An 11,551-nucleotide genomic window follows, 5' to 3' on the forward strand; every position below is an offset into this window, starting at 1 on the left:
GGTTAGGTTGCGCGCGAAACTGAGGTTGTTCAAAGCGTGACAGGCGAACGGAGACGACGATGACGGCGCCCGGCGATTTGCTGCAAGCCTTGTTCATGAGATTGAAGAGCGATGCCTCGCTGACGGCGCTGCTCGGCGGCGCCGGGTTGCGCGAGCAGGCGGCCGACAGTGCCGCCTTCCCTTATGTGACCTATGGCAGGACCAGCGCATTCGATCTGGACACCGGCGCCGACAATGATGACGACCAGCTCATCACGCTGCATGTCTGGTCGAAGGCGCAAGGCGAGGCCGAGACGCGTCTGATCATGGACAGCATCCGGGCGCGCCTTGACGGCGCCGCTTTCGCCACCGGCTCGCGCGACCAGACCCGCCTGTCCTTGGAGTTCGCCGAGGCCCGCTATGACGAGGACCTGGCGCTCTACCACGGGGTGCTGCGGATACGCGCTCTCACCGAGCAAAGTGATTGAAGCAACCTAGATTTGCGCCTGGATCTCGGCCTTGTCGATGACTGACCACACCTCGCGGATGCGACCCTCTCCGAATTCGTAGAAAACATTCTCAGCGATCGACACGCGCTTGCCGTTCACCGGCAGGCCGAACAGCACGCCCTTGGGATGACAGTCGAAATGCAGGCGCGCCGCCACGCGCGGCGGCTGGCAGACCAGCAGTTCGATGTTGAAGCGGAGGTCGGGAATCGCCTCGAAATCGCCTTCGAGCATACGGCGATAACCCGACAGGCCGAGCATTTCGCCATTGTGCTGCACCTCGTCGCCGACAAAGTCTCCAAGTTTCGCCCAGTCCTGGGCATTCAGGCAAGCGATATAGCCCCGGTAAAGGTCGGCAAGGTCTTTATCCGTCATGGCGCACTCCGATGATTTGGCGTTTCCCGCGCTATTTAGGGCGGCCCTTCAGAATGGTCTCGCCTTGACCTGTTCCCAATCTGGCTGCGAATTGAGAACCTGCGCGCAAACACCATAGCCGCGCAGCCGGTTTTCCGGTTATGAATCCATTGCCCGGTCTGAGGGACTGGGCGGTAGGATCGCATTCATTCGTTGCGCGCGCAGGGGGTATTGCGGGGATGGATTTTCACCCGTTCACCGTTCATTTCACGTTCAGCACAGTTGCGTTACAACGCCGACCATGAAAACGCTTCGCTCTCATGTCAGAACCGCGATACTGGCGCTCACAGCGGCCGGCCTGTTGGCGTCGCAAGCGACGCCGGCAGCCGCGGCGGATTGCTACGCGATCGGCCAGCAGGTTGCCGAGCAGAATGGCGGCACGCTGGCCAAGGCTTCGCAGACGACGCGTGGCGGCCAGGAGGTCTGCGTCATCGTCGTGCTTGTGCCGGGCAAGGACGGCCAGCGTCCGCGCCGCTCCGAGATCGTCGTCCCGGCGAACTGATCCAATCTTCCCCCTTGCAGGGTCGTTTCCCAGACCACCGGAATCGGCCTATAGCTGACCCATCAACAGGCCTGACCGATCATGCGCGTACTCGTCGTCGAAGATGACAAGGATCTCAACCGGCAACTGGCCGACGCGCTGGTCGATGCCGGCTATGTCGTCGACCGCTCCTATGACGGCGAGGAGGGGCATTTCCTCGGCGACACCGAGCCCTACGATGCCGTCGTGCTCGACATAGGCCTGCCGCAGATGGACGGCATCAGCGTCGTCGAGCGCTGGCGCCGCAACGGCCGCAAGATGCCGGTGCTGATCCTGACAGCGCGCGACCGCTGGAGCGACAAGGTGTCGGGCATCGATGCCGGCGCCGACGACTATGTCACCAAGCCGTTCCACATCGAGGAGGTGCTGGCCAGGGTGAGGGCGCTGATCCGCCGCGCCGCCGGCCATGCCTCGTCCGAGCTCACTTGCGGGCCGCTGCGCCTCGACACCAAGGCCTCCAAGGCCGATGTCAACGGCGTGCCGCTGAAGCTGACCTCGCATGAGTTCCGCCTGCTGGCGTATCTGATGCACCATATGGGCGAGGTGGTGTCGCGCACCGAGCTGGTCGAGCATCTCTACGACCAGGATTTCGACCGCGATTCCAACACCATCGAGGTCTTTGTCGGCCGGCTGCGCAAGAAGATGGGCATCGACATGATCGAAACCGTGCGCGGCATGGGCTATCGCATGCGTGAGCCGGAGGCGTAAGGCGGAACCGCTCCCCATACCAGCAAGGAAGCCTTTTTCGGCGCGGCTCTGGCCGCGCTCGCTGGCCTTCCGCGTCATCGGATTTTCCACGATCTGGGCGATCCTCACCCTGATCGTCATCTTCACTCTGATCACCACGCTCTACCGCCAGGCCAGCGAGCGCGGCTTCGACAGCCTGCTGTCGGCGCATCTGTTCAATCTGATCGGCTCGGTCGGCGTTTCCGAATCCGGCCAGCTCACCGGTGCTCCCGACCTTGGCGACCTGCGCTTCTCGGAGCCGAATTCGGGCTGGTACTGGTCGGTGGAGCCGGCTTCCGAAGGCGTGCACGGCAACCTTCATTCGTCCTCGATGACCACGACGATCCCGTCGCCGACCGTTGCCGAGGTGCCTTTCAATTCCAGTTTCCAGCGCAGCTATTCCACCGACGGCATCGGTGACGAGGAACTGCAAGTGTTCGAAAGCGAATTCGTCCTCGATGCCAAGAACCGCGCCGCGCGCTTCCGCGTAATGGGCAACAAGACCGAGCTCGAGCACGAGATCGCCACCTTCCAGGGCCGCCTGTTGACCTATCTCAGCCTGTTCGGCGTCGGCATGATCGCCATCAATGCGATCGCCATCCTGCTCGGCCTGCAGCCCTTGCGCCGGGTTCGCAACGCGCTTGCCCAGGTGCGCGAAGGCACGGCGCAACGGCTCGACGGCCAGTTTCCCGCCGAGATCGAGCCGCTCGCCAACGAGACCAATGCGCTGATCGAAAACAACAAGCGCATCGTCGAGCGTTCACGCACGCAGGTCGGCAACCTCGCCCATTCGCTGAAGACGCCGCTCGCAGTTTTGATCAACGAGGGCCGGGCGCTCGGCGGCGCCAAGGGCCAGCTCATCGCCGACCAGGCCGCCTCGATGCAGAAGCAGGTCGACCATTATCTGCAGCGGGCTCGGGTCGCCGCGCAGCGCGACAGCGTCGTCTACCGCACGCCGGTGACCCCGCTGGTGCAGCGCATGGTGCGCGTGCTGCAAAAACTCAAGCCTGATGTCAGCCTGTCGCTTACGCTGCCGGCGGCCGACATCCTCTTTGCTGGCGAGCGCGAGGATTTGGAGGAACTGGTCGGCAACCTCCTCGACAATGCGATGAAATGGGCAAGGAGCACTGTTGCCGTATCCGTCACGCCGGCCGCAGCCGGCCTGTTCGAGCTATCGATCGAGGATGACGGTCCCGGCATCCCCGAGGACAAGGCCCGCGATGTCTTGAAACGCGGCCGGCGCCTCGACGAGACAAAGCCGGGAACCGGGCTCGGACTTGCCATCGTTGCCGACCTCGTCAACGAGTATGGCGGGGCGCTGGCGCTGGAACGCTCCACGATGGGCGGGCTGAAGGCGGTTGTGCGCTTGCGGAGCTTGCAATGATGTACTGCCCAGGGCCAATCGACACGGCCGAATGCCTGTGTTATGGCGGCCCCTCGATTGCGCAAAAGCCGTTAAGAACGGCCAAATTTCCGACAAATATCAATAGTATGACGTCCTGACGCCCCCGATGACGCGGCCCCCAGCGCATCCCGTTCAAGAAAACCGGTTGTTGGCATGAAGATTCGCGTTGCGCTCGTTTCCGCACTGCTCGCTCTTTCCGGCTGCGGAACGCTGGGCAAGGGCAGTGGCCCGGATATCTCCATCACCAACCCGCCCGCGTCGCCTCCTTCAGGGGCCAAAGTCGCGACGACGATCATCTCGGCCATGGCCGGCGGGCTCGTCGGCGGATCGATCGGCAGCGGCCTGAACAGCACCGAGAAGCGCAAGGCGCTCGAGGCGGAATACAAGGCGCTCGAATATACGGCAAGCGGCCAGAAGGTGACGTGGAAGAGCGACAGTTCGGCTCATTCCGGCGAAGTCGTCGCGGCCCAGCCCTACCGCGTCGGCTCGCAGGATTGCCGCCAGTACACCCATACGGTGTTTACCGGCACGGCCGGCCAGACCGCGCGGGGCACCGCATGCCGCAACGCCGACGGCAGCTGGACGCCGCTGACCTGAACATTGGGCCGGGGCCGGAATCCCGTCAAAGCGTCGCAGCACCCTCATGTTGTGAGAGCAGGGCTCTCGCTCTATTGGAAGAACCATGCTGTTCTGGGTCATAGCCGCACTCCTCACGCTGGGCGCAAGCCTGGCGGTGCTGCTGCCGCTGACCAGCGGCGGCAAGGGCGCTCCGACCAGCAGCGACCATGATCTCGAAGTCTATCGCGACCAATTGGCCGAGCTTGAGCGTGACGCCGCGCGCGGCCTGATTCAGCCGGCCGAAGCCGAGGAGGCGCGCACTGAGATCGCCCGCCGCATCCTTCGCCTGGGAGATGTTGGTCAAGCCAATGTCGGTCAAGCCGATGCACCTGGCGCGCGGCAGCCGTCGAGGGCGGCCAGGTTGATGGCAACATCAGCGGTGCTGGTGGTCCCGCTGCTCAGCTGGGGCCTGTACAGCCAGCTCGGCTCGCCGGATCTGCCGTCGCAGCCGCTCGCCGAACGGCTGGCCAAGAATCCGGCCGATAGTTCGGTCGACGAGTTGGTGGCGCGCGCCGAGGCCCATCTTGCCGCCAACCCTGGCGATGGACGCGGCTGGGACGTGCTCGCCCCGATCTATCTGCGCCTGCAGCGCTTTCCCGATGCCGTGACCGCCTATCGCAATGCCATCCGCCTCGATGGCGACACGGCCGCCCGCGAGGCCGGCCTCGGCGAAGCGATTGCCAATGCGGCCGGCGGCATCGTTTCGGCCGATGCGCAATCCGCTTTCGAACAGGCGCTAAAACTCGACCCGGCAAACGCGAAAGCCTCGTTCTATTTGGCGATGGCGCTGGCCCAGGAAGGCCGCATACCCGAGGCAACCGCGGCGTGGCAGAAAATGCTCGATTCCCTGCCGCAGGATTCACCATGGCGCGGAGCTGTCCAACAGGCGTTAGCCGAGGCTGCCAACCGCAGCGTCGCCTCAGGAGAGCCGGCGAAAGGCCCCGATGCCGCGGCCGTCGACGCCGCCTCGTCGATGGCGCCGCAGGACAGGCAGGCCATGATCGAAACCATGGTCGCCGGCCTCGACGAAAAATTGCGGCAAAAACCGCGCGACACGGAAGGATGGATGCGGCTCATTCGTTCCTATGTTGTGCTGGGCAAGGCCGACCAGGCGCGCGACGCGCTGCATCGCGGTATCGCCGTGTTTGGCGCCGACAGTGAGGAAGCGAAGAAATTCACCGCCTTTGCCGCCTCGCTCGGCCTGACGGCGACGGAGTAGGACATGACGCGCAAGCAGAAGCGATTGTCGGTGATTGTCGGAGGTCTTGCCTTCCTCGGCGCCGCCACCGGGCTGACCTTCTATGCGTTGGGCCAGAAGGCCTCCTATTTCTATATGCCCGCCGATCTGACCACCGCCAGCTTGCAGCCGGGACAGCGCATCAGGCTCGGCGGCCTCGTCGAAAAGGGCACAGTCGTGCGCGGGCAGGGCGCGACGGTTGCGTTCTCGGTCACCGACGCGCACAAATCGGTCAAGGTCAGCTATACCGGCATCCTGCCCGATCTGTTCCGCGAGGAGCAGGGCGTCATCACCGAAGGCAGCTTTGGCGCCGACGGCGTTTTCGTCGCCGACAGCGTGCTGGCCAAGCATGACGAGCGCTACATGCCCAAGGAAGTCGCTGACGGGCTGAAGGCCAAGGGCGTGTGGCAAGAGAGCAAGAGCCAGTAATGGTTGAGACCGGACACTTCGCGCTCGTCCTCGCCTTTGTGCTGTCGCTGGTGCAGACGCTGGTGCCGCTGATCGGCGCCCGTACCGGCAACCAGAGGCTGATGGCTGTCGGCGGTCCCGTCACGGTCACAGGCTTCGCGCTCACGGCGCTATCGTTCGCAGCACTCGCCGGCGCCTATGCAAGTTCCGATTTCTCGGTGGCGAGCGTGTGGGAAAACTCGCATTCGCTGCAGCCGCTGATCTACAAGATCACCGGAACCTGGGGCAATCACGAAGGCTCGATGCTGCTCTGGGTGCTGATCCTGACCTTCTTCGGTGCGCTGGTCGCTGTCTTCGGCTCCAACCTTCCGGCGACGCTGCGCGCCAATGTGCTGGCCGTGCAGGGGGCTATCGGCGCCACCTTCTTCCTGTTCATCCTGGCGACATCCAATCCGTTCACCCGGCTCAATCCGGCGCCGATCGAGGGCCGCGATCTCAACCCGGTCCTGCAGGATCTTGGCCTCGCCATCCATCCGCCGCTGCTCTATCTCGGCTATGTCGGGTTCTCTATCTGCTTTTCCTTCTCGGTCGCCGCCCTCATCGAAGGCCGCATCGATGCCTCCTGGGCGCGCTGGGTGCGGCCGTGGACGCTGGTCGCCTGGATGTTCCTCACCGGCGGCATCGCGATGGGCTCCTACTGGGCCTACTACGAGCTCGGCTGGGGCGGCTTCTGGTTCTGGGATCCGGTCGAAAACGCCTCCTTCATGCCGTGGCTGGCCGGCACGGCTCTTCTGCATTCGGCGATCGTCATGGAGAAGCGCTCGGCGCTCAAGATCTGGACGCTGCTGCTTGCCATCCTCACCTTCTCGCTGTCGCTGCTCGGCACCTTCCTGGTGCGCTCCGGCGTGCTGACCTCGGTGCATGCTTTCGCCACCGATCCGACCCGCGGCATCTTCATCCTGTGCATTTTGACGCTGTTCATCGGCGGCTCGCTGGCCCTGTTTGCGCTGCGCGCCTCGCGGCTGACGGCCGGCGGCCTGTTCCACCCGATCTCGCGCGAAGGCGCACTCGTCCTCAACAATCTGTTCCTGACCACGGCCACGGCCACCGTGCTGGTCGGCACGCTCTATCCGCTGGCGGTCGAAGCGCTTTCGGCCGGCAAGATCTCGGTCGGCGCCCCCTTCTTCAACCTGACATTCGGCCCGCTGATGGTGCCGCTGCTGGTCGTGGTTCCTTTCGGACCATTGCTCGCCTGGAAGCGCGGTGACCTCTATGCCGTCGCCCAGCGCCTGATGGCGGCTTTCGGCGCCGCTCTCCTGGCGATGCTGGTCACCGGGCTGTTCATCGACGGCGCGTCGGTGTTCGCCGCCCTTGGTGTCGGCCTCGCCTGCTGGCTGGTCTCCGGCGCGCTCACCGACCTCGCCGTCAAGTCCGGCTTTGGCAATGTGTCGCCCGCCATCATGCTGCGCCGTTTCGCCGGCCTGCCGCGTTCGGTGTTCGGCACTGCACTTGCCCATCTCGGCCTCGGGCTGACGACGCTCGGCATTGTCGGCACGCTATGCTTCGGCACCGAAAGGATACTGTCGATGCATGCCGGCGAGAGCGTCGAACTCTCCGGCCACACGCTGCGTTTCGACGGCCTCTTCCCGGCGCAGGGTCCGAACTACAGCGAGCAGCGCGGCCGCTTTTCCCTGATCGGCGCCGATGGCGGCGTTTCAGCCGAAATCACCTCGGCCAAGCGCTTCTTTCCGGTGCGGCAGACGATGACGACCGAATCCGGCATCGAGACGATCGGCTTCAGCCAGCTCTATCTGTCGCTGGGCGATGAAGGCACCGATGGATCCGTCGTGGTGCGCCTGTGGTGGAAGCCGCTGGTGACGCTGATCTGGGGCGGAGCTCTGGTGATGATGGCGGGAGCCGCAATGTCGCTGCTCGACCGTCGCCTGCGGGTTGGCGCACCCTCGCGCCGCCGCAAGCAGGCAGCCTCCATGCCGTCGGCAGGCGCGCCGTGAGCACCAGGTTCTCGTTGGCCTCGCTCACCCTGCTTCTGGCGCTGCTGTTTGCCGGCGCGGCGCAAGCGGTGAAACCGGACGAGGTTCTCACCGATCCGGCGCTCGAGGCGAGGGCGCGGCTACTGTCGGAAGGCCTGCGGTGCATGGTCTGCCAGAACCAGTCCATCGACGAATCCGATGCAGACCTCGCCCGCGACCTGCGCATCCTGGTGCGCCAGCGCCTGGTTGCCGGCGATACCGACCAGCAGGTGATGGACTATATCGTGTCGCGCTACGGCGAGTTCGTGCTGTTGAAGCCGCGCTTCAGCCCGCGCAACGCCTTGCTTTGGGGCACGCCGGTGCTTCTGCTTCTAGTCGGCGGCATTTTCATTGTGCTGACCACACGCTCCCGCCGCTCGTTGGCAACCAAGGCGCTGAGCGCCGAGGAACAGGCGGCGCTGGACAAGATGCTGAGCGACTAGCTCGGCCATTCCTCCAAAGGCCAGTCCCGCGACGTGTGGATGGCGCGCAGGATAACAATGCTTTGACGGCCGGCGATCAGGCGCAATTCATAGGCAATGATGTAGGGCAGGCGGCCGATGGGCTTCTCATAAGTGCCTGTTACCCGGCCAGGTCGGCCCGTCGCCATATCACCAAGGCCCCGGCCCATTTCACGGATACGGTCCGCGAGGCGTCGGGCGGCGGCAGGATTGTCCTGAGCGATAAAGGCAACTTGCTGCGTGAGATCGTCCAGCGCTTCTCGCGACCAGGTGACGAACAGCTTCACGCCTTGCCTGCGCGCCTGGCTTTCGCTGCTTCGATCACCGCGTCGAGCTCCGCCATGGCGTCGTCGTGGGGCACGACACGGCCAGCCTCTGCGTCGGCCATGCCACGTTTTATGCCTTCGATGATATCCAGCTCGCGATCGACATAGGCTGAGACCGCCTCGGCGGCGAGGAACGATTTACTACGCCTGGTATCGGTAGCGATCTGCTCCAGCTTCAGCTTGGTCTCGGACGAGACTCGAATGGTCATGGTGGTGCTTGCTGTCATTGTGAAAGCCTTGTGCTGAGTTGTGTACACCATAGGGCAGCAGGCGAGCGCAACCAAGCGATTTGTGCGACCGCCCAACATTACAAAACTTTCATGCACCGGAAATGGCGCCGTAATGTGCGCCTCTCTATTTCTCTTGTCCGAGGATGCTCTGCCTGAGCCGCATCCAGTGAAAAGAGGATACGAGACCCATGACTATCGCCCCCAACCCATATTCCCGCACCCGCAAGCGCCTGTTGGCCGCCGCCGCTTCGCTGGCCATTGCCGGCGGCATCGGTTTCGGCGCCGTTGCCACTGGTACAGCTCCCGTTCTGGCCGACGCCGTGCGGGTCGAAGCGCCCCAGGTGCCGGGCTTTGCCGACGTCGTTGAGCGCGTTTCGCCGGCCGTGGTCAGCGTCAAGGTCAAGGCCAAGATCGAGCCTGCCGCTGATGACGGCTCCGACCAGTCCGACGATCCGGACGGCATGAACAACCTGCCCGACAATCCGCAGCTGCGCCAGTTCTTCAAGCAATTCCGGGGCTTTGGCGATCAGAACGGCCAGGGCGGCGGCAATCGTCGCTTCAGCCACCGCGACCATAACAACGACCAGCCGCGTCCGGTAGCGCAGGGTTCGGGCTTCTTCATCTCCGATGACGGTTATCTCGTCACCAACAACCATGTCGTCGAGGAAGGCTCCGCCTTCACAGTGGTAATGAATGACGGCAAGGAGCTTGACGCCAAGCTGATCGGCACCGATCCGCGCACCGATCTGGCGGTGCTCAAGGTCGATGGCGTCGGCAAGTTCACCTATGTCGATTTCGCCGACGATTCCAAGGTTCGCGTCGGCGACTGGGTGGTGGCCGTCGGCAATCCGTTCGGCCTCGGCGGCACCGTCACCGCCGGCATCGTCTCGGCCCGTGGCCGTGATATCGGCGCCGGTCCCTACGACGACTTCATCCAGATCGACGCCTCGGTCAACCGCGGCAATTCGGGCGGCCCGACCTTCAACCTCAACGGCCAGGTCGTCGGCATCAACACCGCGATCTTCTCGCCGTCGGGCGGAAGCGTCGGCATCGCCTTCGACATTCCGGCCTCGACCGCCAAGCAGGTGGTGCAGGATCTGATGAAGAGCGGCTCGGTGCAGCGTGGCTGGCTCGGCGTCGAAATCCAGCCGGTTACATCGGACATCGCCGAATCGCTGGGCCTGAAGTCGCAGAACGGGGCTCTGGTTTCGGGCGCCCAGGACGGTGGCCCCGGCAAGAAGGCCGGCATCACCGCCGGTGACGTGATCACCCAGGTCGAAGGCAAGGACGTCGCATCGCCGAAGGAACTGGCTCGTCTGATCGGCGCCTACCCACCCGGCAAGTCGGTCGACGTCACGGTGTGGCGCGGCGGCAAGAGCCAGACCATCAAGGTCGATCTCGGCACGCTGCCATCCACCGACAAGCAGGCCTCGGCCGACCCGCAGCAGCCCGCGGCACCGGCAAAGCCCGCCGCGCTGGCCGATCTCGGCCTCACCGTCACCAAGTCGGAAAACGGCAAGGGCCTGGTGGTGACCGATGTCGATCCCGACAGCGATGCCGCCGACCGCGGCATCCAGCCCGGCGATGTCATCACCTCGGTCAATTCGACGGAGGTGAACGGCACCGAAGACGTCGCCAAGGCGATGGCCGATGCGGTCAAGTCCGGCCGCAAGGCGGTGCTGATGCAGATCACCCGCGACGATTCAAACCGCTTCGTCGCGCTGCCAGTCGCCAAAGGCTGACATCACACAGTTTCCAGTGCGGCGGTTTCAACACCCCCGAGCCGCCGCACGGGAAGCAAGGGGCCGAACGCGTTAGTCAGTCATCGTGTTCTGCCCCCGGCGGCAGCGGGCCCCATCGCCCGCTGCCGCTCTAACATCGAAGCATGTCGCCCAAAAGTGCACGACGGTTTTGGCAAAACGACATGCTTGAACGAAAGCTTTTGCGCTTATGGCCGCCCCTCAATCTTCCGGCGAAATCGCGTATAACGGCTCTATGAAGATTCTCGTCATAGAAGACGATCGCGAGGCGGCCGACTATATGCAGAAGGCCTTTGCCGAGGCTGGGCACACCGCCCATGTCGCCGGCGACGGCGAAACCGGCTTTGCGCTGGCCGATGCCGGCGACTATGACGTGATGGTCGTCGACCGCATGATGCCACGCCGCGACGGGCTCTCCGTCATTGCCGGCCTGCGCTCGCGCGGCAACACCACGCCGGTGCTGATCCTGTCGGCGCTGGGCGAAGTCGATGACCGCGTCACCGGTCTGCGCGCCGGCGGGGACGACTATCTGACCAAGCCCTATGCCTTTTCCGAATTGCTCGCCCGCGTCGAGGTGCTGAACCGCCGCGCCAGCGCCAGGGAGGCCGAAACCGTCTACCGGGTCGGCGATCTCGAGCTTGACCGGCTGTCCCATTCGGTCAAGCGCGCGGCGCGCGAGATCACGCTGCAGCCGCGCGAATTCCGCCTGCTCGAATATCTGATGCGCCATGCCGGCCAGGTGGTGACGCGCACCATGCTGCTCGAAAATGTCTGGGACTATCATTTCGATCCGCAGACCAACGTGATCGACGTTCACGTCTCGCGCCTGCGTGGCAAGATCGAGAAGGGTTTCGACAAGCCGATCCTGCATACGGTTCGCGGCGCCGGCTATATGCTGAAGAGCGGCTAG

At 64.3% G+C, this 11,551-nt stretch carries 14 protein-coding genes; 11 read left to right on the forward strand and 3 right to left on the reverse strand.

Features of this window, described 5'->3' with window-relative positions; translation table 11 throughout:
* The first annotated feature begins 59 nt into the window (after positions 1-59).
* Positions 60-467, forward strand: a complete 408-nt coding sequence (locus X730_RS145990) for a DUF3168 domain-containing protein (protein ID WP_023670173.1) — start codon at positions 60-62, stop codon at positions 465-467.
* Between the two features lie 6 nt (positions 468-473).
* On the opposite strand, the gene X730_RS145985 is transcribed toward X730_RS145990, so the two are convergent.
* Positions 474-860, reverse strand: a complete 387-nt coding sequence (locus tag X730_RS145985) for an ester cyclase (RefSeq protein ID WP_023826781.1) — start codon at positions 858-860, stop codon at positions 474-476.
* A 280-nt stretch (positions 861-1,140) separates the two neighbouring features.
* On the opposite strand from X730_RS145985, the gene X730_RS145980 reads away from it, so the two are divergent.
* The 8 genes from X730_RS145980 (at position 1,141) to X730_RS145945 (ending at position 8,307) form a co-directional block, all read left to right on the forward strand.
* Positions 1,141-1,401, forward strand: a complete 261-nt coding sequence (locus X730_RS145980) for a hypothetical protein (protein WP_023670174.1) — start codon at positions 1,141-1,143, stop codon at positions 1,399-1,401.
* A gap of 81 nt (positions 1,402-1,482) precedes the next feature.
* Positions 1,483-2,148, forward strand: coding sequence for a response regulator transcription factor (locus X730_RS145975; protein WP_023670175.1), 666 nt, complete (start codon positions 1,483-1,485; stop codon positions 2,146-2,148).
* On the forward strand, positions 2,132-3,550 hold the full coding sequence (locus X730_RS145970) for an ATP-binding protein (protein ID WP_023826782.1): 1,419 nt from the start codon (positions 2,132-2,134) through the stop codon (positions 3,548-3,550). Before X730_RS145975 ends, X730_RS145970 begins: the two co-directional genes overlap by 17 nt.
* A 174-nt stretch (positions 3,551-3,724) precedes the next feature.
* Positions 3,725-4,168: a hypothetical protein gene (locus tag X730_RS145965; protein ID WP_023687241.1), complete on the forward strand. Its 444-nt coding sequence runs from the start codon at positions 3,725-3,727 to the stop codon at positions 4,166-4,168.
* Positions 4,169-4,253: 85 nt separating this feature from the next.
* Entirely contained in the window at positions 4,254-5,408 is a 1,155-nt protein-coding gene (gene ccmI, locus X730_RS145960; RefSeq protein ID WP_023754802.1) for a c-type cytochrome biogenesis protein CcmI, read from the forward strand.
* Positions 5,409-5,411: 3 nt separating this feature from the next.
* A complete protein-coding gene (gene ccmE, locus X730_RS145955; protein ID WP_023705431.1) occupies positions 5,412-5,855 on the forward strand; it encodes a cytochrome c maturation protein CcmE in 444 nt (147 codons plus the stop codon).
* Positions 5,855-7,846 (forward strand): heme lyase CcmF/NrfE family subunit, encoded by a 1,992-nt coding sequence (locus X730_RS145950; protein ID WP_023754801.1) that lies wholly within the window; start codon positions 5,855-5,857, stop codon positions 7,844-7,846. Before ccmE ends, X730_RS145950 begins: the two co-directional genes overlap by 1 nt.
* The gene (locus tag X730_RS145945; RefSeq protein ID WP_023670181.1) at positions 7,843-8,307 is read left to right on the forward strand and encodes a cytochrome c-type biogenesis protein; all 465 of its coding nucleotides are present in this window, start codon (positions 7,843-7,845) and stop codon (positions 8,305-8,307) included. The genes X730_RS145950 and X730_RS145945 overlap by 4 nt, the downstream gene beginning before the upstream one ends.
* Here X730_RS145945 and X730_RS145940 read toward each other — a convergent pair.
* Together X730_RS145940 and X730_RS145935 are read right to left on the reverse strand one after the other, a co-directional pair.
* Entirely contained in the window at positions 8,304-8,612 is a 309-nt protein-coding gene (locus X730_RS145940; RefSeq protein ID WP_023742647.1) for a type II toxin-antitoxin system RelE/ParE family toxin, read from the reverse strand. The two genes, X730_RS145945 and X730_RS145940, sit on opposite strands and share 4 nt — an antisense overlap.
* Positions 8,609-8,878: a CopG family ribbon-helix-helix protein gene (locus X730_RS145935; protein ID WP_023684527.1), complete on the reverse strand. Its 270-nt coding sequence runs from the start codon at positions 8,876-8,878 to the stop codon at positions 8,609-8,611. The genes X730_RS145940 and X730_RS145935 overlap by 4 nt, the downstream gene beginning before the upstream one ends.
* A 191-nt stretch (positions 8,879-9,069) precedes the next feature.
* On the opposite strand from X730_RS145935, the gene X730_RS145930 reads away from it, so the two are divergent.
* Both X730_RS145930 and X730_RS145925 read left to right on the forward strand, forming a co-directional pair.
* Positions 9,070-10,623 carry a Do family serine endopeptidase gene (locus X730_RS145930; protein WP_023754800.1) on the forward strand — a complete coding sequence of 518 codons (1,554 nt, stop codon included), beginning with the start codon at positions 9,070-9,072 and terminating at the stop codon, positions 10,621-10,623.
* Between the two features lie 253 nt (positions 10,624-10,876).
* Positions 10,877-11,551, forward strand: coding sequence for a response regulator transcription factor (locus tag X730_RS145925; protein ID WP_023670185.1), 675 nt, complete (start codon positions 10,877-10,879; stop codon positions 11,549-11,551).

It is taken from the genome of Mesorhizobium sp. L103C131B0 (genome assembly GCF_000502275.1).
Taxonomy (GTDB): Bacteria; Pseudomonadota; Alphaproteobacteria; order Rhizobiales; family Rhizobiaceae; genus Mesorhizobium.

Excerpts from the sequence above, each read along its gene's own strand:
- X730_RS145930 (WP_023754800.1), top strand. The coding sequence starts at position 9,070 with ATGACTATCGCCCCCAACCCATATTCCCGCACCCGCAAGCGCCTGTTG.
- X730_RS145990 (WP_023670173.1), top strand. The coding sequence starts at position 60 with ATGACGGCGCCCGGCGATTTGCTGCAAGCCTTGTTCATGAGATTGAAG.
- ccmE (WP_023705431.1), top strand. The coding sequence starts at position 5,412 with ATGACGCGCAAGCAGAAGCGATTGTCGGTGATTGTCGGAGGTCTTGCC.
- X730_RS145925 (WP_023670185.1), top strand. The coding sequence starts at position 10,877 with ATGAAGATTCTCGTCATAGAAGACGATCGCGAGGCGGCCGACTATATG.
- ccmI (WP_023754802.1), top strand. The coding sequence starts at position 4,254 with ATGCTGTTCTGGGTCATAGCCGCACTCCTCACGCTGGGCGCAAGCCTG.
- X730_RS145935 (WP_023684527.1), bottom strand. The coding sequence starts at position 8,878 with ATGACAGCAAGCACCACCATGACCATTCGAGTCTCGTCCGAGACCAAG.
- X730_RS145965 (WP_023687241.1), top strand. The coding sequence starts at position 3,725 with ATGAAGATTCGCGTTGCGCTCGTTTCCGCACTGCTCGCTCTTTCCGGC.
- X730_RS145980 (WP_023670174.1), top strand. The coding sequence starts at position 1,141 with ATGAAAACGCTTCGCTCTCATGTCAGAACCGCGATACTGGCGCTCACA.
- X730_RS145950 (WP_023754801.1), top strand. The coding sequence starts at position 5,855 with ATGGTTGAGACCGGACACTTCGCGCTCGTCCTCGCCTTTGTGCTGTCG.
- X730_RS145985 (WP_023826781.1), bottom strand. The coding sequence starts at position 860 with ATGACGGATAAAGACCTTGCCGACCTTTACCGGGGCTATATCGCTTGC.
- X730_RS145975 (WP_023670175.1), top strand. The coding sequence starts at position 1,483 with ATGCGCGTACTCGTCGTCGAAGATGACAAGGATCTCAACCGGCAACTG.